General features: G+C 54.6%; 26 protein-coding genes. 16 read left to right on the top strand and 10 right to left on the bottom strand.

The window, feature by feature from the left end; translation table 11 throughout:
- Positions 1–107: 107 nt before the first annotated feature.
- Genes QFZ34_RS12355 through lpdA form a run of 3 tightly spaced genes read left to right on the top strand, consistent with a single transcriptional unit; the run spans position 108 to position 2,716 of the window.
- Positions 108–746, top strand: a complete 639-nt coding sequence (locus tag QFZ34_RS12355; RefSeq protein ID WP_115054435.1) for a LysE family translocator — start codon at positions 108–110, stop codon at positions 744–746.
- A 6-nt stretch (positions 747–752) separates the two neighbouring features.
- Positions 753–1,280, top strand: coding sequence for a hypothetical protein (locus QFZ34_RS12350; RefSeq protein WP_115054434.1), 528 nt, complete (start codon positions 753–755; stop codon positions 1,278–1,280).
- A gap of 29 nt (positions 1,281–1,309) precedes the next feature.
- Complete coding sequence (gene lpdA / locus QFZ34_RS12345) at positions 1,310–2,716, top strand: dihydrolipoyl dehydrogenase (protein ID WP_307281311.1); 1,407 nt, start codon at positions 1,310–1,312, stop codon at positions 2,714–2,716.
- Positions 2,717–2,785: 69 nt separating this feature from the next.
- On the opposite strand, the gene QFZ34_RS12340 is transcribed toward lpdA, so the two are convergent.
- From QFZ34_RS12340 to QFZ34_RS12330, 3 genes are all read right to left on the bottom strand, one after another.
- Positions 2,786–3,133 (bottom strand): hypothetical protein, encoded by a 348-nt coding sequence (locus tag QFZ34_RS12340; RefSeq protein WP_307281309.1) that lies wholly within the window; start codon positions 3,131–3,133, stop codon positions 2,786–2,788.
- Between the two features lie 93 nt (positions 3,134–3,226).
- Positions 3,227–4,288: a TraB/GumN family protein gene (locus tag QFZ34_RS12335; protein WP_307281306.1), complete on the bottom strand. Its 1,062-nt coding sequence runs from the start codon at positions 4,286–4,288 to the stop codon at positions 3,227–3,229.
- A gap of 21 nt (positions 4,289–4,309) precedes the next feature.
- Positions 4,310–5,266 carry a tyrosine recombinase XerC gene (locus QFZ34_RS12330; RefSeq protein ID WP_307281304.1) on the bottom strand — a complete coding sequence of 319 codons (957 nt, stop codon included), beginning with the start codon at positions 5,264–5,266 and terminating at the stop codon, positions 4,310–4,312.
- Positions 5,267–5,389: 123 nt separating this feature from the next.
- On the opposite strand from QFZ34_RS12330, the gene rimM reads away from it, so the two are divergent.
- The 6 genes from rimM (at position 5,390) to leuC (ending at position 10,615) form a co-directional block, all read left to right on the top strand.
- Positions 5,390–5,965, top strand: coding sequence for a ribosome maturation factor RimM (gene rimM / locus QFZ34_RS12325; RefSeq protein WP_307281301.1), 576 nt, complete (start codon positions 5,390–5,392; stop codon positions 5,963–5,965).
- Entirely contained in the window at positions 5,965–6,651 is a 687-nt protein-coding gene (gene trmD, locus QFZ34_RS12320; protein ID WP_307281298.1) for a tRNA (guanosine(37)-N1)-methyltransferase TrmD, read from the top strand. The genes rimM and trmD overlap by 1 nt, the downstream gene beginning before the upstream one ends.
- 176 nt (positions 6,652–6,827) lie before the next feature.
- Positions 6,828–7,280, top strand: a complete 453-nt coding sequence (gene rplS, locus QFZ34_RS12315; protein ID WP_115054427.1) for a 50S ribosomal protein L19 — start codon at positions 6,828–6,830, stop codon at positions 7,278–7,280.
- Positions 7,281–7,501: 221 nt separating this feature from the next.
- Positions 7,502–8,254 (top strand): transporter substrate-binding domain-containing protein, encoded by a 753-nt coding sequence (locus tag QFZ34_RS12310; RefSeq protein WP_370878843.1) that lies wholly within the window; start codon positions 7,502–7,504, stop codon positions 8,252–8,254.
- Between the two features lie 14 nt (positions 8,255–8,268).
- On the top strand, positions 8,269–9,087 hold the full coding sequence (locus tag QFZ34_RS12305; RefSeq protein ID WP_307281292.1) for an amino acid ABC transporter permease: 819 nt from the start codon (positions 8,269–8,271) through the stop codon (positions 9,085–9,087).
- 118 nt (positions 9,088–9,205) lie between these two features.
- Positions 9,206–10,615, top strand: coding sequence for a 3-isopropylmalate dehydratase large subunit (gene leuC, locus QFZ34_RS12300; RefSeq protein ID WP_115054424.1), 1,410 nt, complete (start codon positions 9,206–9,208; stop codon positions 10,613–10,615).
- Positions 10,616–10,819: 204 nt separating this feature from the next.
- Here the strand turns inward: leuC and queF are convergent, their stop codons facing one another.
- From queF to QFZ34_RS12275, 5 genes are all read right to left on the bottom strand, one after another.
- Positions 10,820–11,251 (bottom strand): preQ(1) synthase, encoded by a 432-nt coding sequence (gene queF, locus QFZ34_RS12295; RefSeq protein WP_370878842.1) that lies wholly within the window; start codon positions 11,249–11,251, stop codon positions 10,820–10,822.
- 23 nt (positions 11,252–11,274) lie between these two features.
- Positions 11,275–11,661 carry a 6-pyruvoyl trahydropterin synthase family protein gene (locus QFZ34_RS12290; RefSeq protein WP_115054422.1) on the bottom strand — a complete coding sequence of 129 codons (387 nt, stop codon included), beginning with the start codon at positions 11,659–11,661 and terminating at the stop codon, positions 11,275–11,277.
- A gap of 69 nt (positions 11,662–11,730) precedes the next feature.
- On the bottom strand, positions 11,731–12,384 hold the full coding sequence (queE, locus tag QFZ34_RS12285; protein WP_307281288.1) for a 7-carboxy-7-deazaguanine synthase: 654 nt from the start codon (positions 12,382–12,384) through the stop codon (positions 11,731–11,733).
- A complete protein-coding gene (queC, locus tag QFZ34_RS12280; RefSeq protein WP_307281285.1) occupies positions 12,381–13,091 on the bottom strand; it encodes a 7-cyano-7-deazaguanine synthase QueC in 711 nt (236 codons plus the stop codon). The genes queE and queC overlap by 4 nt, the downstream gene beginning before the upstream one ends.
- Before the next feature lie 73 nt (positions 13,092–13,164).
- Positions 13,165–13,587: a hypothetical protein gene (locus QFZ34_RS12275; RefSeq protein ID WP_307281282.1), complete on the bottom strand. Its 423-nt coding sequence runs from the start codon at positions 13,585–13,587 to the stop codon at positions 13,165–13,167.
- A gap of 136 nt (positions 13,588–13,723) precedes the next feature.
- On the opposite strand from QFZ34_RS12275, the gene QFZ34_RS12270 reads away from it, so the two are divergent.
- The 5 genes from QFZ34_RS12270 to QFZ34_RS12250 all read left to right on the top strand — a co-directional run bounded on the left by QFZ34_RS12270 (position 13,724) and on the right by QFZ34_RS12250 (position 18,000).
- On the top strand, positions 13,724–14,197 hold the full coding sequence (locus tag QFZ34_RS12270; RefSeq protein ID WP_307281279.1) for a GNAT family N-acetyltransferase: 474 nt from the start codon (positions 13,724–13,726) through the stop codon (positions 14,195–14,197).
- Positions 14,198–14,569: 372 nt separating this feature from the next.
- Positions 14,570–14,968 carry a succinate dehydrogenase, cytochrome b556 subunit gene (gene sdhC / locus QFZ34_RS12265; RefSeq protein ID WP_307281276.1) on the top strand — a complete coding sequence of 133 codons (399 nt, stop codon included), beginning with the start codon at positions 14,570–14,572 and terminating at the stop codon, positions 14,966–14,968.
- A gap of 12 nt (positions 14,969–14,980) precedes the next feature.
- The gene (gene sdhD / locus QFZ34_RS12260) at positions 14,981–15,364 is read left to right on the top strand and encodes a succinate dehydrogenase, hydrophobic membrane anchor protein (RefSeq protein WP_115054416.1); all 384 of its coding nucleotides are present in this window, start codon (positions 14,981–14,983) and stop codon (positions 15,362–15,364) included.
- 8 nt (positions 15,365–15,372) lie between these two features.
- Positions 15,373–17,205, top strand: a complete 1,833-nt coding sequence (gene sdhA, locus QFZ34_RS12255) for a succinate dehydrogenase flavoprotein subunit (RefSeq protein WP_115054415.1) — start codon at positions 15,373–15,375, stop codon at positions 17,203–17,205.
- Between the two features lie 15 nt (positions 17,206–17,220).
- The gene (locus tag QFZ34_RS12250) at positions 17,221–18,000 is read left to right on the top strand and encodes a succinate dehydrogenase iron-sulfur subunit (protein WP_115054414.1); all 780 of its coding nucleotides are present in this window, start codon (positions 17,221–17,223) and stop codon (positions 17,998–18,000) included.
- 59 nt (positions 18,001–18,059) lie between these two features.
- On the opposite strand, the gene QFZ34_RS12245 is transcribed toward QFZ34_RS12250, so the two are convergent.
- Positions 18,060–18,497, bottom strand: coding sequence for an OsmC family protein (locus QFZ34_RS12245; protein WP_115054413.1), 438 nt, complete (start codon positions 18,495–18,497; stop codon positions 18,060–18,062).
- 157 nt (positions 18,498–18,654) lie between these two features.
- Here QFZ34_RS12245 and QFZ34_RS12240 point away from each other — a divergent pair, with 157 nt between their 5' ends.
- Both QFZ34_RS12240 and QFZ34_RS12235 read left to right on the top strand, forming a co-directional pair.
- Positions 18,655–19,179, top strand: a complete 525-nt coding sequence (locus tag QFZ34_RS12240) for a hypothetical protein (protein ID WP_115054412.1) — start codon at positions 18,655–18,657, stop codon at positions 19,177–19,179.
- Positions 19,180–19,202: 23 nt separating this feature from the next.
- Positions 19,203–20,243: an aldo/keto reductase gene (locus tag QFZ34_RS12235; protein WP_307281264.1), complete on the top strand. Its 1,041-nt coding sequence runs from the start codon at positions 19,203–19,205 to the stop codon at positions 20,241–20,243.
- A 21-nt stretch (positions 20,244–20,264) separates the two neighbouring features.
- Here QFZ34_RS12235 and QFZ34_RS12230 read toward each other — a convergent pair whose 3' ends face one another.
- Complete coding sequence (locus QFZ34_RS12230) at positions 20,265–21,488, bottom strand: ubiquinone biosynthesis hydroxylase (protein WP_307281262.1); 1,224 nt, start codon at positions 21,486–21,488, stop codon at positions 20,265–20,267.
- Between the last annotated feature and the right edge of the window lie 33 nt (positions 21,489–21,521).

Here is a 21,521-nt window from a genome sequence, read left to right as displayed (position 1 = left end):
GTCGTTTTGAATCTCAAAACGCAAAACGCTCTAAGCAATAAAGCTGTGCCGGTTGCTCTCGGGTCGGGAGCAGACCGGCACCAGTATGTCGTCTCTGGAGAATAAGCATGTCGCACTACATGTACGAATTCCTTGGTCTGATGGCGGTCTTTTCGATCATGATCGTCTCGCCCGGAGCTGACTTTGCCATTGTTGTCCGGCAGAGCATCGTGCATGGCCGCCGCAGCGCTATCATGACGAGCCTCGGCATTGGCTCTTCACTGCTTTTCCACATTAGCTACACTGTGCTCGGGCTTGGTCTGCTTGTATCAAAATCGCTGCTTCTGTTTGGCTTGCTGAAGTGGGCGGGTGCGGCCTATCTCGTTTATCTCGGGATCAAGGCCCTGCGTGCACCTGCCATGGAAGCACCGGCGGATGTCGTCGAGAATGTTCCGCAGAAGAAGATTTCCGATGGGCGTTCTTTCCTCATGGGTTTCGTGACAAACGCGCTGAATCCGAAAGCCGTCCTGTTCTTCCTGTCATTGTTTTCGGCGCTGGTCAGTCATGAAACACCGGTTTTGATTCAGGCTAGCTATGGCGTGTTCATGGCGCTTGCGCTGATTGCATGGTTCGTTGCGGTTTCCACCTTCTTTACGATCCAGTCAGTGCGGGATCGCTTTGTATCCTGGGGCAAGTGGTTCAATCGCGTAACCGGCATGGTTTTTATCGGGCTCGGTATCAAGCTCGCGACCAGCCAGGCAAGCTAGAGCGCTATGACTGTTTTTTTCCCCAACGCCAGAAAACAAGGTCTTGCTGCCATATCGGCGCTCGGAGTTCTGTTTGCCTCTTCGGCCTATGCCGCTTGTACGCAGGACCGGGCTGTCTATACCGACCGCGACGATGACTACACGCTGACATTCAAGCACTTTCCCGAAGATCAGCCTGTTGCAACATCAAACGAGTTTGTCCTGCAGCGCAATGACGCGGATTTGAAGCTTCAAGGTGTTGTCATGCATGACGAAGCCGCAAGGCCGAATGCGCTGATTATGTATAATTGCCCAAGCGGCGATGCGACAGGTGATGAACTGGCGGCTTGTACAGTGTGGGAGGGCGTGCCTTATGCGCTGAAAGACGGCGCACAAGCCGACTATCTTCCACAAGCCAAAGAGCCGGCAGCGCAAGCTTTGCTGATGCCCAATCTCTCCGGCGCAATGAGCAATTTCAACTTCAAGCTGGAAAAGCCGATCGAAACGTTTCCGTGGGAAGTGTTCCGCTTCAAGGAATGCGTTCCCCAACAATAATTATGTGAGTTAAAGCAAAGGAATCAATCATGGCATATGATGTCGTCGTCATCGGATCAGGCCCCGGTGGCTATGTGTGCGCAATCAAGGCAGCACAACTCGGGCTAAAAACCGCCGTTATTGAAAAGCGCGCAACCTTTGGCGGCACTTGCCTGAACATTGGCTGCATTCCCTCAAAGGCCTTGCTCCACGCTTCTGAGGTTTTCCATGAGGCTGGGCATTCCCACGCGACGCTTGGCGTTGATGTGAGTACGCCAAAGCTCAATCTACCGGCCATGCTTGCCCATAAGCAGGCAACCGTGGATGCCAATGTGAATGGCGTTGCGTTTCTGTTCAAGAAAAACAAGATCGACACGTTCATTGGTACCGGCAAGGTCGTTGCCGCGGGCAAAGTTTCAGTAACCGGTGAAGATGGCAAGGTTCAGGAAGTCGAAGCAAAGAATATCGTGATTGCCACTGGCTCCGATGTTGCAGGCATTCCGGGCGTTGATGTGGCTTTTGATGAGAAGGTCATCATTTCTTCAACCGGTGCTTTGGAGCTTGAGGCTGTTCCGGAGCATCTTGTTGTCGTTGGCGGTGGTGTTATCGGTCTGGAACTTGGATCGGTTTGGGCGCGCCTTGGCGCCAAGGTGACAGTGGTCGAATTCCTTGACAAGATTCTCGGACCAATGGATGGCGAAGTCTCGAAGCAGTTCCAGCGCATGCTGGAAAAGCAGGGTATTGAATTCAAACTCTCCGCCAAGGTGACCGCTGTCGAGAAATCCGGCAAGGGTGCAAAGGTAACTTTTGAGCCAGTCAAAGGCGGCGATGCCCAGACAATCGAGGCCAATGTTGTTCTCGTATCCACAGGTCGCAGACCCTACACAGACGGTCTCGGTCTTAAAGAGGCAGGTGTCGAGGTGGATGATCGCGGCCGCGTTGCCATCAACGATCATTGGCAGACCAATGTCTCCGGCATTTATGCCATTGGAGATGTGGTCAAGGGTCCCATGCTGGCGCACAAGGCGGAAGACGAAGGTATCGCGGTTGCCGAAATTCTCGCCGGACAGGCTGGTCATGTCAATTTTGATGCCATTCCAAGCGTTGTTTATACGCAGCCGGAAGTTGCTTCTGTTGGCAAAACAGAAGAAGAACTCAAGGCGGCTGGTATCGAATATAAGTCGGGTAAATTTCCGTTCACTGCCAATGGCCGCGCCCGTGCCATGCTGCATACGGACGGTTTCGTTAAAATTCTCGCTGACAAGGCCACAGATCGCGTTCTGGGCGTTCATATTCTTGGCTATGGTGCCGGAGAGATGATTCACGAGGCAACGGTTCTCATGGAATTTGGCGGCTCATCTGAGGATCTGGCGCGTACAACGCATGCGCATCCGACAATGTCGGAAGCCGTGCGCGAAGCCGCATTGGCCACATTCGCCAAGCCTATCCATATGTAACTTTGTCAAAAAACTGCACAAAAAAAGGCCCGAACATTCGGGCCTTTTTATTATGGTTCACCGCATTAATTAGCAGGGGCTGGTGCAGGCGCCGGGGCTGGTGCGGGCTCGGCGGGAGGCTGGCGCAGGAGCAGGTTCGGCAGGAGCCGGTGCAGTTGATGCTGGAGGTTCAGCCGGCGCCGGTGCTGGCGGCGTTGTGGTATCGGTGGCTGGCGCTGTCGGCGCCGGAGCGTTCATTTCGGTATTCCCGTTCAGGAAGTAATAACCGCCGATAACGATTGCAGCGATAATGATGGCAGCAACCAGATAGGTTCCGCCACTACCGGACTTATTGTTGATAACTGTAGAAGGCCGATCTGTTTTGGCCGGGTCCAACGGATCATTTGCCGGTCGTTGCACATTTGGATCGTAGGTCATGTTCTATCCTCCATGGCATTCAAGCGATGCCGATGAATGGATAACGGATGGCATGCTGTAAAGTTCCAGAACCCTTTATGCCTGTTCCGCGCTCTACTGCGCTGTCACTGTATAGTTTTGCTCTTTGAGAAGAGATACCAAGCCTTGTTCGCCGGGAAGATGCAAAGCACCGACAGCTATAAATGCGTTTCCTTTGGCAATTATTGGCTCTGCACGCTCCGCCATGGTTCGATTGCGTGCGCTGACCATTTTTTCTTCAAATTCCGCATAATTTTGGCCGCTGGCTGTGCCGTCGGGCGACACTGATCGCATGAGCGGAAATATCATGCCAATATCACCCTGCACATAAAGAACGGTCATTGTCTCGAATATGTCTTTCATCTTGGGACCGAGCGCCAGCATTTCGACTACGCCATCAATATGAAATTTTGCAGGCAGCGAGGCCATGGCCCCCAACTGGTCGCGGATCGTTTCCAGTCCGGCAATCTGCTTGCCTTTTTCCTTGGCTTCCTGTGCCAGCTTGATATCAAGAAACGCGGCACCCTGCTTTTTCCGGGCCATTTCACAGGCGGGTAGGGCAAGCATGCTTGTGAGCATCCAGGGTTGCATCTTGTTTACAGAGCTCAACGGAATTCCCCGTTCGGAAAGGGCGGCTTTGACACCATCCAGCTTGTCTGCGGGGATGACCTTTTCCAAGGTCGTTCCATCTGTGAACATCATCAGTTCCGGCGACTCGGCCATTACCTTCATTATGCCTTTGGGATCCAGAATTTCATCTGTTTCGATCACAATCGGATCGGCGGCACTATAAGCCGCTTGAGCCGCATCGGAGAGCTTCAGAACGCGCGGATCAGTCAGATGCATTGTGCCGTAAAGCCAGGAAGGTTTGATGCCGGGCTTTTCGATTTTCCAGAGCAGCCCATGGCCATTGGGTGTGGTGGCGGCCTCTTTGCGCAATGTTTCAAGTTTTGCAGGGTCCGATTTGGCCATTTCCTCTATCAGATTACTGCCCGCGCACGTTTCGTCCGCGCGGGCATAGCCAGCGCTGAAAACCACGGCGAAAAATGATGCCAGCAGAAGCCAGCTCAATCCCGCGCAAAGCCGCAACAAAGCATCGGCATAATGGTCAAATGGAGACGAAATATTATTGTCCATCAATAGTCTCAACTGCTTCAATCACGCGCGGGGATGCGCTTTGTCGTAAATTTCCATCAGGCGATCAGTATCGACGCCCGTATAGACCTGTGTCGTTGAAAGGCTGGCATGACCGAGTAGTTCCTGAATGGTCCGCAGATCACCGCCACGACCCAGCAAATGCGTCGCAAAGGAATGGCGTAGCGCATGTGGCGTTGCAGTATCAGGCAGGCCCAGCGCTCCACGCATTTTCTGCATATCGCGCTGGATTATGGCCGAATGCAGATCGCCGCCGCGCGCACCGCGAAACAGCGGCTTGCCTTCCTCCAAATCATAGGGGCAAAGCTTGCGATATTCCGCAATCGCCCGGTGTACAACCGGAAGCAGGGGAACCATGCGTGTCTTGCCGCCCTTTCCGGTAATGGGAATTGAGCGGGCATCGGGATCGGTCAATGCTCCACCATCCAATCCGAGCGCTTCGGAAATGCGCAGGCCACAGCCATAGAGCAGTGTCAGCACGGCGGCATTGCGGGCTGCGATCCATGGCTCTTCATTGAGCTGCCCGCCAATCTCGACAACGCGCCGTGCGTCGATTGTTGTTAGCGGCTTTGGCAGTGATTTGGGCTGTTTTGGCGCACGCATGGCGATGGAGGCCGCTGCATTGGCCATCCCCTGCTTTTCCAGATAGCGCAGGAAGGAGCGGATACCGGCAAGCCCGCGTCCGAGCGTGCGTGCGCCCGCACCATCGTTGCGCCGCCGCGCCAGAAATGAGCGAAGATCGGCGATCCGCAACGTCGCAACATCTTTCAGGGCCGGAGGCTCACCCAGATGGCCAGTCAGGAACTGGAAAAATTGCCGTGTGTCACGTTCATAGGCTTCAAGCGTGTTTGTTGCGAGGCGGCGCGTGTTCTTGAGCGACTTCAGCCAGTTTTCGCGCGCATCGATCAGATCGGGGCGCGCGGAAATAAGAAACTGTTCGGTTTTCGGTTGGACACCCACGGCATCGCTCCTCGGCTTTGTTATGCGGACAATGGCATAGGAACCCTTACGAGAACGTTTCGCCTTGGTTTTATCCGGCGTTTGCTCTAATTCGGGCAGAACAGATTTTAAATGGATAGACCAATGGCAAAGTTGAATGATCCGGTTCAGTTGGCGGTGATCGGTGCGGCACATGGAACGCGCGGCGAACTCAGGGTAAAAACATTTACCGGCGACCCCATGGCGCTTGCCGATTATGGGCCGCTTTATGATGTGACCGGCAGGGCTTTCGAAGTGCTGGATATCCGTCCGTCCAAGACTGTCGTTGTCGTGCGTTTTCGCGGCGTCAATGACCGTAATATGGCCGAGGCACTGAATGGAACAACGCTGTTTATTGAGCGTTCGCAACTGCCGCAGGATCTGGACGAAGACGAATATTACCACTCGGATCTGATCGGGCTGGAAGCAATCGACGCAGATGGCAACAGGCATGGCAAGGTGTCGGCCATGTTTGATTTTGGTGGTGGCGATCTGTTGGAGCTTTCCATACCGGGCAAACGTCCCATGCTGATCCCTTTCACATTGGCTGCTGTGCCGCAGGTTGACCTCAAGGCCGGACATATCGTTGTCGATCCTGCCGCCGCTGGTCTTCTTCCTGATGAGAATGAGGATGAGGAGCGCCGCCGTCAGCTTGGCGGTGAAGGCAAAGACAAGTCCTGATGACCGGCTTTCGCGCAACTGTCCTGACGCTTTACCCTGAAATGTTCCCGGGACCCCTTGGCATTTCGCTGGCAGGCAAAGCCTTGGCCGAGGGGGCATGGTCGCTCGAGACCGTACAAATACGCGATTATGCGACAGACAAGCACCGCATGGTCGATGATACGCCTGCGGGCGGCGGTGCGGGCATGGTGATGAAACCCGATGTACTGGGGCGTGCGGTTGATCAGGTGGCGGACGAGCGTCCGAAACTGTTCATGAGTCCGCGCGGCAAACCTTTGACACAGGCGCGTGTGCGTGAACTTGCGGCAGGGCCGGGGGCGATCCTGCTCTGCGGACGTTTTGAGGGCGTGGATGAGCGCCTCATCGAAGGCCGGAATTTCGAAGAAGTCTCCATCGGCGATTATATTCTGTCGGGCGGCGAAACAGCGGCCATCGTGGTGCTGGATGCGATTGTACGGCTTCTGCCCGGTGTCATGGGCAATGCGCTTTCCGGCGAAACTGAAAGTTTTGAAACGGGGCTGCTGGAGCATCCGCACTACACCAAACCGCAGGAATGGGAGGGACGCCGTATTCCGGATGTGCTTCTTTCCGGCAATCATGGCGCTATCGATAAATGGCGGCGGGCCGCAGCTGAAAGACTGACGCGCGAGCGGCGGCCGGATCTTTGGGATAAAAAGAATCGGTAAAACAGGTGACAAAGCGGCTTTTATGGTGTAATTGCCCGCCAACTCGGAAAATCCGAAGTCTGTTAATCAATGGATGGTGAATTCGCCCCTGTCTCTCGCGAGACATAGAAACGCGGCCAGGATGCTGCTTTCAAGTGTGGACGCTCTGACTGTTTGAACAATAAAAGGATAAGACAATGGCCGTCGATATTATTCGTCAGCTCGATCTCGAACAGAGAGCAAAAATCGAAGCCAAGCGCGTGCTTCCAGATTTCAAGCCAGGCGACACAGTTCGTGTCAATGTTCGTGTTACCGAAGGTACACGTACCCGCGTGCAGGCCTATGAAGGCGTTTGCATTGCCCGTAATGGCGCCGGCATCAATGAGAACTTCACAGTTCGCAAGATTTCCTATGGCGAAGGCGTAGAACGCGTATTCCCGATCATTTCACCGCTGGTCGAAGGTGTTGATATTGTTCGTCGCGGTAAGGTACGTCGTGCGAAGCTTTACTATCTGCGTGGTCTTACAGGTAAGGCTGCTCGTATCGTCGAGAAAAAAGACAACCGCAAGAACAAGACTTCAGTTCCTGCAACAGGCACTGCCGAAACAGTGACTGAAGCAACTGTTGCAAAGGCACCTGCTGCTGAATAAGCGCTATGCATGAATTTTGAAAAAGGCGGTCCTTGGGCCGCCTTTTTGTTTTTGAGCGTTTTTTCCTCGTGACTGCCGTTAGAAGAAACAGACATGCTTGCGGGGATTGACGCGCCGGTGACAAGGTGAAATCAGTTTGCCAACTATTTCACGACAAGGGGACTCCGATGAACTTGCGTTCCATTTTTTCGGCCGTTTTTCTGGCAGCGATAACGCTGGCCATGCTTCCCATTTCCGCTTTCTCCGCTGATCTGCCTGATCTGGGCGGCAAAGAGGTGACTGTGGTTACGGAGAATGCCTATCCGCCGTTACAATTCGTCGATCCCAAGACCGGTAAGCCGGTGGGCTGGGAATATGATGCGATGAACGAAATCGCCAAGCGCCTCAACTTCAAGATCGAGTATCTCAATACAAGCTGGGATGCGATGATCCAGGCTGTCTCCGATAATCAATACCAGATCGGTATGACCGGCATAACCATCAATGACGAGCGCAAGCAGAAGGTGGATTTTTCCGAGCCCTATATGCGGTCGGAACAATTCATGCTCGTCCGCAGCGACGAGAAGCGCTTTACCGACGCCAAGAGCTTTTCGGAGTCGAAGGATACGCTGGTTGGCGCGCAGCCGGGAACGAGTAATTTCTATGTTGCCGTCTACAATGTCCTCGATGGCAATGAGCAGAATTCGCGTATCAAGTTGTTTGAAACATTCGGCGCAACCATTCAAGCGCTGAAAACCGGCGATGTTGATCTGGTCCTGACTGACAGCACCGCGGGCAAGGGCTATGTGGATGCATCCGGCGGTGCATTGAAGCTGATTGGCGGGCCGCTCGGTGCGGAAGATTTCGGCTTTATCTTTCCAAAAGGCTCCGATCTAGTCGCTCCGGTTAATGCGGCCATTGCTGCATTGAAGGCTGACGGCACATTCGACGCGCTGAACAAGAAGTGGTTTCTCGACTACAAGCTTGGTCAATAGGTGAGTATGCGTTCTTGAAGCCCGAAGCCGCATCACGCCCGGCGGAAAAGGCTGACTTTCCGTGGTGGCTCATTGTCGCCGCGGGGATCGCTATCGCCTTGGGCCTCGCTATTCTCATCAATCCGCTTTACGGGCAGGTTTTTTCAACCGTTGCGCAAGGCATCTGGATAACCGTCTGGGTGTCTATCGTTGCGTTCTTTCTTGCATCGGTGTTGGGGCTCGTTTTGGCCATTATGAGCCGGTCGGAATATATCGCCGTCCGGCAGATCGCGCGGTTTTATGTGGAGATCATGCGCGGTGTTCCACTGCTGGTGCTGTTGTTCTATATCGCTTTTGTCGGCGCCCCGGCCCTGGTCTATGCATGGAATTTCATAACGCACCCATTGCAAAATGCTGGCTACACTGAGCCGCTGCTGGTGCGGGATTTCTCCCTGCTCTGGCGTGCGATCATTGCGCTCGTTCTTGCCTATTCAGCCTTTCTTGCCGAGATTTTCCGCGCTGGCATTCAAGCTGTCGATGCAGGCCAGATCGAAGCAGCCAAGGCGCTCGGACTTCGTCGGTTTCCGCGATTCCGGCTGATTGTGATGCCGCAGGCGATCCGCACTATTTTGCCGCCTTACGGCAATGATTTCATCGCCATGGTCAAGGATTCATCGCTGGTATCGGTCCTCGGGGTTGTCGATATTACGCAGATGGGCAAGGTCTATGCCTCAGGGTCTTTCCGCTTTTTTGAAACCTATTCTGTGGTCGCCTATATATATCTTATCTTGACCATCAGCCTTTCTTTGCTGTTGCGATGGGTTGAACGGCGTCTTGCGCAACGCAACCGGTGATTTCACCTGACAGGTAGCGGCGCATTGTCACTTTTCATGCTTGTTTCTTGACGTTGAGAGGCCTCAAGTGCATATGTCCACGAAATAATCGAAAAGACCCCACTGCCAGGATATCGCGATGATTGCGCCACGCACACTTTATGACAAGATCTGGGATGACCATTTGGTTGACAGTCAGGATGACGGCACCTGCCTTCTCTATATTGATCGCCACCTTGTGCATGAAGTCACCAGCCCGCAGGCCTTTGAAGGTTTGCGTTTGACCGGTCGCAAGGTTCGCCATCCGGAAAAGACGCTTGCCGTGGTCGATCATAATGTTCCGACCTCGCCGGATCGTATCAACGGTATCAAGAATGAAGAAAGCCGTATTCAGGTTGAAGCATTGGCGAAAAATGCTGCGGATTTCGGCGTCGAATATTATTCGGAAAAAGACATTCGTCAGGGCATCGTTCATATTATCGGGCCGGAACAGGGCTTCACCCTGCCTGGTATGACCATTGTCTGTGGCGATAGCCACACTTCGACCCATGGCGCGTTTGGCGCATTGGCCCATGGTATCGGCACGTCGGAAGTCGAGCACGTGCTCGCCACACAAACGCTGATTCAGTCAAAAGCCAAGAACATGCTGGTGCGTGTTGATGGCGTCCTTCCGGAGGGTGTGACAGCCAAGGATATCATTCTCGCCATCATCGGCGAAATCGGCACCGCTGGCGGCACCGGCTATGTCATCGAATATGCGGGCGAAGCCATTCGCGCATTGTCGATGGAAGGTCGCATGACCATCTGCAACATGTCGATTGAGGGTGGCGCACGCGCTGGCCTGATTGCGCCTGATGAGACGACATTCGCCTATGTGAAAGACAAGCCGCGCGCCCCCAAAGGCGAGCAGTTTGATCGTGCTGTGGAATATTGGAAGACTTTGCAGAGCGATGAGGGCGCGCATTTCGACAAGGTTGTTGTTCTGAATGCCGCTGATTTGCCGCCCATCGTTTCCTGGGGCTCATCACCGGAAGACGTCATCTCCGTCATGGGTGCTGTTCCAAATCCAGACGATATTGCGGATGAAACCAAGCGCTCCTCAAAATGGCGCGCTCTGGATTATATGGGCCTGAAGCCAGGTACTCCGATCACTGATATCAAGCTTGATCGCGTCTTCATCGGTTCATGCACCAATGGTCGTATCGAAGACCTTCGCGCTGTCGCCAAAGTTGTTGAAGGCCGCAAGGTCAGCCCAACTGTGGATGCGATGATTGTGCCAGGTTCCGGTCTGGTCAAGGAAATGGCGGAAGCCGAAGGTCTCGATAAGATTTTCAAGGAAGCAGGCTTTGACTGGCGCGAGCCGGGCTGCTCCATGTGCCTTGCCATGAATGATGATCGCCTGAAGCCAGGTGAGCGTTGCGCATCGACATCAAACCGCAATTTTGAAGGCCGTCAGGGCTTCAAGGGCCGCACACATCTCGTGTCGCCTGCAATGGCCGCCGCCGCTGCAATTGCCGGACATTTTGTCGATATTCGTGAGTGGAAGTAGGCCTACCGTAGCTTTCTCTCCATAGGGAGCAGGGTTGTTACTGCACAGGATTGGAATCCAATCGCTTCCCTCTCCGTCATCCTCGGGCTTGACCCGAGGACCCACTCTTACCTTCTGTGCGAGTATTAGGGGGCAAGCCCCTCCTCAACTAGTTCCTCGGGTCAAGCCGGAGGATGACGGAGAGGCGGGGCTTTATGAAACGAATTACCGTCCCCGATAGCTCGGCACGCCCTGATCCGGCAACCACAACCCTTCCGGCATCGGCCCTGTTTGCCAAAAGACATCAATGGGAATGCCGCCGCGCGGATACCAGTAACCGCCAATGCGCAGCCATAAGGGCTTGACGGTTTCAACAATGCGCTTGCCAATACTCACAGTGCAATCTTCGTGAAACGCGCCATGATTGCGGAAACTGCCCAAAAACAACTTGAGTGATTTGGACTCAAGCAATGTCTCGCCCGGCGCATAATCGATAACCAGATGACCGAAATCCGGCTGGCCCGTCACGGGGCAAAGCGAGGTGAATTCGGGGCAGGCGAAACGTGTGAGGAATAATGTTCCGGCCTGCGGGTTGGGAACTGCTTCCAGAATTGCCTCATCGGGATGCTGCGGCAGCTTCACATCCTTGCCCAACATGGTTGAGCTTTCTGCATAATGGCTCATGCTGCGACCCTCCGCGTTTCATACTCACCCTGATATTCGCAGCCTTCGCCGCAAGTATCGCGATAGACACCGATCTGCGCAAGGCTCGGCAACTCAGGATAGAAATGCCGCCACAGCCACATGGCGATGTTTTCCAGAGTTGGGGTTTCGAGCCCTTCGATCTCGTTCAGATAGCGATGGTCCAGCTTTTCCCGGGCAGTGCCGAAAGCGGTCTCGACCTGTCCAAGGTCGGCGATAAGACCGGTCCTTTTGTCAGGCTTTCCCTCGAGCGTCACACGCACGCGGAAACTATGTCCGTGCAGGCGCGTATTGACGTGCCCGTCAGGAAAAACATGCGGCAAATGATGTGCCGCCTCAAACGTAAATTCGTTGAAGATTCTCATAAGTGCTCCATTAGCCTTGGCGCAATACAGGCGCCCGCAAAGTCAAACACGGCACCGAAAGGGTTTGCCCTATGGAAGACCGTTCATCTTATGTGTCTGCGTGCTCAGCCGCCAAAGCGGGTGGGCGAGGCAATAGGCCGCTGCAGATGCCACATGCGCGGCGGTTTGCGCCGGATCACCGATGACGTCAAGAGGTTGAAGGTAGAAATGCTCAAAGGAAAGCTGCTCGAAACGTGAAGGATGCGCCTCAATTTCCTTTTGCGGGAAGACCAGTTTCAGTTCATTGCCCCGCGTCTGTACCAGCGGCGCTGCCGCTTTTGGCGAGACGCAAATCCAGTCAATGCTGCCCGGGGCTTCCAGCGTGCCATTGGTCTCGATCCCGACCTCAAAGCCCCGTGCATGAAATGCGTCGATGAGCGGCGCATCAAGTTGCAGCAGAGGCTCACCGCCTGTGCAGATCACATAGGGCTTGCCACCGCCACCTTGCGGCCAGCGGGATGCAACAGCATCGGCAAGCGCGTCGGCAGTTTTGAATTTGCCGCCGCCCGGTCCATCAATGCCGATAAAATCCGTATCGCAAAACTGGCAGATCGCCTTTTTGCGATCCCGCTCGAGACCAGACCATAGATTGCATCCGGCAAAGCGCATGAATACCGCTGCGCGGCCCGTATGATTGCCTTCGCCTTGCAAAGTCAGGTAGATTTCCTTGACAGCGTAGGTCACGCGGCCTCCGCCTTGAACTTTTGCCAGCCGCTTGATCGCAGCTCGCAGGCGGGACATGTGCCGCAACCATAGCCCCAGTCATGGCGCTTGCTCCTATCGCCGAGATAGCAGGTATGGCTCTTCTCCACGATCAGATCGAGCAGCGATTGGCCGCCAAGTTCTTGGGCCAGTGCAAATGTCTGCGCCTTGTCCAGCCACATGAGGGGTGTTTCGATGGTGATACGGCGATCCAGCCCCAGCGAAAGAGCCACTTGCTGGGCTTTCAGCGTGTCGTCGCGGCAATCAGGGTAGCCGGAATAATCGGTTTCGCACATGCCTCCGACGATCACCCGCAATCCGCGGCGATAGGCCAATGCCGCCGCCAGTGTAAAGAAAAGCAGATTGCGCCCCGGAACGAATGTATTGGGCAGGCCATTTTCTGCCATTTCAATGGCAATGCTCTCAGTCATGGCCGAGCCGCCCAGCTGACCGATAATGCCGGCGTCGAGCATATGGTCCTCGCCAAGCCGCAACGTCCATTCGGGAAATTGTTTGGTCAGCGCCGCACGGAATCCTTTGCGGACCTCAAGTTCAATTTTGTGGCGTTGGCCATAGTCGAAGCCGACAGTTTCAACGCGGTCAAACTGCGATAGTGCCCAAGCCAGACAGGTGGCGGAATCCTGTCCGCCGGAAAATAGAACGAGGGCGCCCCCGGAGCGCTGAGTCATATTCAATACCTTTCAAATGTGCGGGTGCCATACAGGCGCTGCGCATTTGAGGCAAATTAAATCTGTCCTTAGATCAGTCGGGGCAGCCGGGATGTCCGAGGATTGCGATCTCGTTACGATCCAGACTATAGCGATAGCTCAAGCCCTTGATGACGATTGGTGCATCACAGCTCGTATTGGGGGCGGGTATGACACCCACGACCAGGGGATCGGCAGCAGGGTAAATAACAGAAGGTCCGCTGGCGCGTTTATAGATAGGTGTTGTGCGCCGCACATCCCGTCCGATCACGTCGGACTTTGCCGCTCTTGACTCGACGAAGATGATCTTCGGACCGCCCGCTTCCTGCATGATGACATTGCCATATTCATCGCCATAGGTATTGCCGTCAGCAAACGCGATACCCGGTAGACCCGACAGGACGGACAAGACCAGAAGTGATGTGCGCAGCATGAAGCAGACCTCAAGACAGGTGGCGGTTACATCAGCTTTAACCATTTGTTAACGATTGTCATCTGCCTGAATGGATTCAAATCGATTTTCATTCCGGGTTAAGGTTGACGCGAACGGCACAATCAACCAATCCTGAAGCACCCCGGCAACGGTAGGCAGTAATAAAGGGACGGAAGCGACAATGACCAAGAAAGCTCCAGACGAACACGCCATTGATATATCCCTGCTGCATTTGAACGATGCGCATGAATTTTCACCACTGCTTGCCAGCTACGCGCAAGCGCTGAAGCGTGGCGCACCGCGCCGCCCGGACGATTACTATGCTGAAAACCTCTTGCGCGACCGTGCCGCGGAGATCGCTGGTGCGCGGCTGGATAGAAAGCTGGTCGGGTTCGTTATTTTCTATGATCTTCCGGAACCGGTTTCAGGCATGCGGGCAGGGCAGGTGGACCATATTTATGTACATCATGATCATCGCGGCAAGGGTATCGCCAAGGCGTTGATCGACGTGCTTGCCGATAAGGCGGAAGAGCGCGGCTGGACCAAGCTGTCCCTCAATGCGCCGCGTGTGCCGGAGGATGGCCGCAAGCTATACGAGCAGGTTGCAGCGCCTGCGGACTGGACGAGCTTCGTCATCCGCTTCGGCAATCAATAGTCGGCAAATAGAGGATGGAGTCGCTCCAACCTGTGAGCGACTCTTATCGTCGCAGATGAACTTGCCCATATTGCGCTGAATTCAACCGCGCTAGGGTAAATCTGGATAGACTCACTCAACTATTTTTAACGGCATTTTGATTGGTAAATCTGACCTTCGGATCGTCAATTTTCCGCGTTTAAACGATTGAATTTTATAGAAAAACCTTATTGACTTGCTATTCGGGCCAATTCGCCGCATGAGGGTTTTGAATGGGGCTTTGACGCAGTGCAAAAACCGCATTAAAACCCTTCTAAATTGGCTTTAACAGCCTTTCGGCCCTGCCCGCCTTTCTGTCATCCCTGCGGCGTGGCTTTTCTCATTGGGGACGCTATGAGCAAAACAAATTTGCATGCAAACCGGCCTTTGTCGCCTCACTTGCAAATCTATAAACCAATTCCGACCATGGTCATGTCCATTGTCCACCGTATTACCGGTTGTGCGCTCTATTTCGGTACACTGCTGGTTGCATGGTGGTTGATCGCAACCGCGACGAGCGAACAGCAGTTCGATATTGTTTCCATGGTTTATGGTTCCTGGATCGGCCTTCTGGTGCTTCTTGGCTACACCTGGGCGCTCATTCATCACATGATTGGCGGCATCCGCCATCTGATCTGGGATACAGGGCGCGGGCTGGAAAAAGACACGACCACCAAAATGGCATGGGCGTCGCTCATTGCATCCGTTCTGCTGACGGCCCTTGTCTGGGTCGCCGTATTCACACTGCGTTGAGGAGCTTTAGCAATGGCTGATATGCGCACGCCGCTTGCCAAAGTTCGCGGATTGGGTTCTGCGAAAGAAGGCACCGAACATTTCTGGCGTCAAAGGCTGACAGCAGTCGCAAACATTCCGCTGATGCTGTTTTTCATCGGCCTGATTGTTTCGCTGCATGGGGCAAGCTTTGAGGAAACCCGCGCGGCACTCTCACATCCGCTGACAGCGCTGGTTCTCATTCTGGTACTTTTGTCCGGACTTTACCATATGCGCCTTGGAATGCAGGTCGTTATTGAGGACTATGTGCATGCAGAAGGCGCAAAGCTCGCCTGCATCATGCTCAATACCTTCTTCACCATCGCAGTCGGTGTTGTTTCGCTCTTTGCGATCCTCAAGCTGAGTTTCGGAGTTTAAGCTCTATTATGGCAACTACAGAAAACAAAGCCGCAAAGCCCTACACATTCGTTGACCACAAGTTCGATGTGGTTGTCGTCGGTGCTGGCGGCGCCGGTCTTCGCGCCACGCTTGGCATGGCCGAACAGGGCTTGAAAACAGCCTGTATTACCAAGGTATTCCCGACCCGTTCCCATACGGTTGCGGCGCAGGGCGGTATTGCCGCCTCGCTCAGCAATATGGGTGCAGACTCCTGGCAGTGGCATATGTTCGATACCGTCAAGGGTTCCGACTGGCTCGGCGATACCGATGCCATGGAATATCTGGCCCGCGAGGCACCAGCTGCGGTTTATGAGCTTGAGCATTATGGTGTGCCTTTCTCCCGTACCGAAGAAGGCAAGATTTACCAGCGTCCATTTGGCGGCCATATGATGAATTATGGCGACGGTCCGCCCGTGCAGCGTACTTGCGCTGCGGCAGACCGCACCGGTCATGCTATCCTGCACACGCTTTATGGCCAGTCATTGCGCCACAATGCGCAGTTCTTCATCGAATATTTCGCGCTTGATCTCATTCAGGATGAAGACGGCACGATTACTGGCGTTGTTGCTTGGAACCTTGATGACGGCACAATTCACCGCTTTGCCGCCAAGATGGTGGTCATGGCAACAGGCGGTTATGGCCGCTCTTATTTCTCCGCAACCTCGGCGCATACTTGCACCGGTGATGGTGGCGGCATGGTTGCCCGCGCTGGCTTGCCTTTGCAGGACATGGAATTTGTGCAGTTTCACCCGACCGGCATTTATGGCGCCGGCTGCCTGATTACTGAAGGTGCGCGCGGCGAGGGTGGCTATCTGGTCAATTCCGAAGGTGAGCGCTTCATGGAGCGTTATGCCCCTTCCGCAAAGGATCTTGCTTCCCGCGACGTGGTTTCCCGCTGCATGACGTTGGAAATTCGCGAAGGTCGCGGTGTCGGCAAGGACAAGGATCATATTTTCCTGCATCTGGATCATCTTGACCCTGCGGTTCTGCACGAGCGTCTGCCCGGCATTTCCGAATCGGCAAAGATTTTCGCCGGTGTCGACCTGACCCGCGAACCCATTCCGGTTCTGCCGACGGTTCATTACAACATGGGCGGGATTCCCACCAATTATTGGGGAGAGGCGCTCAATCCGACGCCGGAAAATCCGGATCGCATCCAGCCCGGTCTGATGGCTGTGGGCGAGGCCGGTTGCGCTTCGGTTCATGGTGCCAATCGGCTCGGCTCCAATTCGCTGATCGATCTGGTTGTGTTCGGTCGTGCCGCTGCCATTCGCGCCGGTCAGGTGATCGACCGCAATTCAAAAATCCCGGAAATAAACGAGGCCTCGGTCACGAAGATCATGGATCGCTTTGACCGGCTGCGTCATGCCAATGGCGGAACGCCAACGGCTGTGCTGCGCGAGAAGATGCAAAGGACAATGCAGGAAGATGCTGCTGTGTTCCGCACATCGGACTCGCTGAAGTCCGGCGTCATCCGCATGGAGAAAATCTGGAGCGAGTTGCCTGACGTGAAGGTGACCGATAGGTCGATGATCTGGAATTCCGATCTGGTGGAAACGCTGGAGCTGGAAAACCTCATGGCCAATGCTCTGACCACAGTTGTTGCTGCGGAAGCCCGCAAGGAAAGCCGCGGCGCGCATGCGCATGAGGATTTTCCGAACCGCGATGATGTCAACTGGCGCAAGCACAGTCTTGCATGGCTGACGCCTGAGGGCAAAGTTACGCTCGGCTATCGTCCTGTCCACCTTGATCCGCTGGTCAAGGAAGAGGACGGCGGCATCAGCCTCGCCAAGATCGCGCCAAAAGCGCGCGTGTACTAAGGGAATAAGAGCATTATGGTTGAACTTGCACTTCCCAAAAATTCGAAGATGCAGCCCGGCAAGACCTGGGAGCGTCCGGCCGGTGCCAATAATTTGCGCGAATACCGGATTTACCGCTGGTCGCCGGATGATGGTGAAAACCCGCGCATCGATACATATTATGTCGATCTGGATGATTGCGGCCCGATGGTTCTTGATGGGCTGTTATGGATCAAGAACAAGATCGATCCGACGCTAACTTTGCGCCGCTCCTGCCGTGAAGGCATTTGCGGCTCATGTGCCATGAATATTGATGGTACAAACACACTCGCCTGCACCAAGGGTATGGATGAGATCAAAGGCGCAGTGAAGATTTATCCTTTGCCGCACTTGCCGGTGGTCAAGGATCTGGTGCCGGACCTGTCGAATTTCTATGCGCAACACCGCTCGATTGAGCCTTGGCTGAAAACCGTTTCGCCGGAGCCTGCAAAAGAATGGCTGCAAAGCCATGAAGACCGCGCCAAGCTGGACGGTCTTTACGAATGCATCCTTTGCGCATGCTGCTCGACATCCTGCCCAAGCTATTGGTGGAATGGCGACCGCTATCTCGGCCCTGCGGTTCTCCTGCAAGCCTATCGCTGGCTGATTGACAGCCGTGACGAGGCAACAGGCGAACGCCTGGACAATCTGGAAGATCCTTTCCGGCTTTATCGCTGCCACACGATCATGAACTGCGCGCAAACTTGCCCCAAGGGTCTGAACCCTGCCAAGGCAATTGCCGAAATCAAGAAGATGATGGTGGAGCGCCGGGTTTAACATAGCAACGGGCGCAAGAGCGCCCGTTCTTAATTTTATGCAATTTTTGATTTATCAGATCAAGCCAGCTTGGCGTCCAGCGTTACTTCAATCGCGCCGAGTGCCTTTGAAAGCGGACAGGTTGCCTTGGCCTGACCGGCAAGCTTTGCAAATGTATCGGCGTCAATGCCGGGAACATCGCCGACAAGCGTCAAGGCGCTTTTGGTGATCTCAAAGCCACCGCCCGCTGCAGGGCTGATGGAAACAACTGCCTTGGCATCGAGGTTGGCGGCCGGTGTGCCGTTCTCAGCCAGAAAATGCGAAAGCTGCATGGCAAAGCAGCCGGCATGGGCAGCAGCAAGCAATTCTTCCGGGTTGGTGCCTGATTTGCCGCTTTCATCTTCGAAGCGCGCCTTGAAATTATAGGGAAGAGCTTTCAGGGCACCACTTTGCGTGTCCAGCGTTCCTTTACCGTCTTTCAGCGCGCCCTGCCAAATTGCCGTTGCTTGTCTGTCCATGAGTATCTCTCCCTCGTTGAGATATGTATCGGTGTACGTCCGTTAACGTGTAATATCTATCAGTGTTCCGTATCAAATCCATGGCGGCCCTACCTTGGCATAATATACAAACGGATATCCTCCCTGTAGAACGAAAAAATCAAACGGGATCTTGTAAATGCATATTCTTCTGGCTTTGCTTGGAATTGTCGGGGGCGGTCTTTTCTGGTGGTATCGTATGCGCACCTTGGGTGACGCAGCAAGTGATGTCATTGATACTGCCGGAAAGGCGCGTGGCTATCTGCGTCGCAGAAAGATACGCATTCAGCATGAACACTCGCCTTTGACGGCGATTGAGGATCCGGTTCTTGCTGCGGCAACGCTCATCTTCGCCATTGTTTGTGAAGATACTCCGATCACAGAAAAACACTACGAAGCCGTCCGGAATGCGATTATCGATATTTGCGATCCTGCCAAGGCAGATGAGGCCGTGATCTATGCAAAATGGGCTTCAAGCCAGATCGATGATGCGGTCACCGTCATCGAAAAGACCGCGCCACTTTTGCGGCAGAGGTTAAACGATATGGAAAAGCTTGAATTGATTGATATGGTAGGCAAAGCTGCGGCTGCTGTCACCGTTCCTCCCACTTACGGCCAGCGTGTCAAGAAGCTCAAACAAAAGCTTGGCCTTGAGGTCGACTGATCAATCGAGATAGGAAACTTCCCTTGAAACTGAAGAAACTTGGCCGGACGGATATTGACGTCACGGAAATCTGCCTCGGCACCATGACCTGGGGTGTACAGAACACTGAAGCCGATGCGCACAACCAGATCGATTATGCTCTGGATGCGGGCGTCAATTTCATGGATACGGCGGAAGTCTATGCGATTCCATCCAGTCCCGAAACCTATGGCAAAACCGAGTCCTATATTGGCAGCTGGTTCAAGAAGACCGGTAAGCGTGATCGCTTTGTTCTGGCGACAAAGATTTCGGGTGGCGGCAATAGCTGGATTCGTGAAGGCAACAAGCCAAGCCGTGCCAGTGTGCGCGAAGCGGTGGAAGGCAGCCTGAAACGACTGCAGACCGATTATATCGATCTTTATCAGGTGCATTACGCCGCGCGCGGCCATTATCATTTCGGTACAGCATGGAAGTACGCGCCGCATACCCAAAACCAGACTGAGGTTCTTGACCAGATTGAAGATGCGCTGCTTGGCCTTGGAGATATGGTCAAGGAAGGCAAGATCAGGCAGATCGGCCTTTCCAATGAAACCGCTTGGGGTATCGGTCAATGGCTGAAACTTGCGGAGCGCAGCGACTTGCCGCGTGTTGTCTCCGTGCAGAACGAATACAGTCTGATCCAGCGCGTGTTCGATCTCGACCTTGCCGAACTCAGTCACCATGAGGATGTGGGCCTATTGGCCTATTCATCGCTCGCTTCAGGTGTGCTCACTGGCAAATATCTGGATGGAAAAATTCCGGCCGGTACACGTGGTGCGATCCAGACCGGCGGGCTCTGGCGCAATAATGAGCATTCCGAGCCAGCGGTGCGCGCCTATGTGGAACTGGCGCGGAAACACGGCCTTGACGTGGCACAAATGGCCATTGCTTTCGCGCTCATCCGGCCATTCATGACTTCCGTGATCATCGGAGCAACTTCAATGGATCATCTGAAGACCGACATAGCTGCGGCCGATCTCGAGCTTTCGCCGGAAGTTCTGGCTGAAATCGAAACGATCTACCGGAAATATCCGCGCCCGCTTTAGGCGGCGACTGTAGTGCAAATGTTAAATCGACTGCCCCTGTAACAGCTTGGGGGCGGTCGGTGACAAGCCCGCGGCTTGGCGGATGAAGAACCCCTTGAGCCGCGGCATGCGCTCGACAAGGCCGAGACCAAAATCACGCAAGGCGCGTATGGGCACGTTGTCATTAGAGAAAAGCCGGTTGAGAACGTCCGTAGTTACTCCCATCTGCACCGTATCGAAACGGCGCCATGTCTGGTAGCGCTCCAGCACTGCAATAGAGCCAATATCGAGGCCGAGCCGATCCGCATCGACGATCGTTTCCGCCAGCGCTGCTGCATCCTTGAAGCCGAGATTAAGGCCCTGTCCGGCAATTGGGTGGATGCCATGGGCCGCATCACCGACAAGCGCGAAACGGGGCTTGATGAAATCCCGTGCCAGCGTCAGGCTTAGCGGGAAAGCTTTGCGCGGACCTTCCACGCGCAATTCGCCAAGCTTCAAACCGAAGCGTTGTTCGAGTTCGGCATCAAATACGAATTCATCCTCCTTGACGAGCCGGTCAGCATCCGCAGTCCGTTCAGTCCAGACCAACGACGAGCGATTGCCTTTCAGCGGCAGCACCGCAAAGGGTCCGGCAGGCAGGAAGTGCTCTTCCGCGCGGCCATTGTGCGGGCGCTCATGGGCGACTGTGCACACGATCCCGGACTGGCCGTATTCCCAATTGACAGTCTTGATGCCTGCCATATCGCGCAGGCGTGATTTCACGCCATCCGCCGCAATCAGCAGCCGCGCCACCAACGATTCTTCATCGCCATAGCGGACCGTCAGACCGTTATCACCTTGCTCAAAGCCATGCACCGGCGCGCCTTCAATAAAGACAATGCCCAGCTTGTCGGCCTTTTCTCGTAGCGAAGCATTCAGAAGCCGGTTTTCTACCATATGCGCAAATGGCTCTCCCGGTTCAATCTCGCCATCAAAGGTCAGGAATACGGGCCGAACTGGATCGGCGGTGCGTGAGTCCGTCACGACCATCTCATTGATCGGTTGAGCCTCCGGCAAGATACTCTGCCAGCATCCAAGCTTGTCCAGCATGCGGCTCGCCGCCGCCGCGATAGCCGATGCACGTGTATCATTACGCCAGACACCAGCGGGGGCTGCATCGATAACGGTCACTCCGAGATGCGGTGCAGAAGACTTCAGCGCGACAGCAGTGGCCATGCCGACATAACCTGCTCCGGCGATAATAATGTCTGTGCGGGTTGCGTCCATGATTGCCTCCGGATGGTGAATACTTGACTTGTC

The sequence above is a fragment of the Phyllobacterium ifriqiyense genome, from assembly GCF_030817885.1.
GTDB classification, from domain to species: Bacteria; Pseudomonadota; Alphaproteobacteria; order Rhizobiales; family Rhizobiaceae; genus Phyllobacterium; species Phyllobacterium ifriqiyense.
Note: the sequence above shows the minus strand (reverse complement) of the source record. Positions and strands in the feature narration are given on the sequence as shown.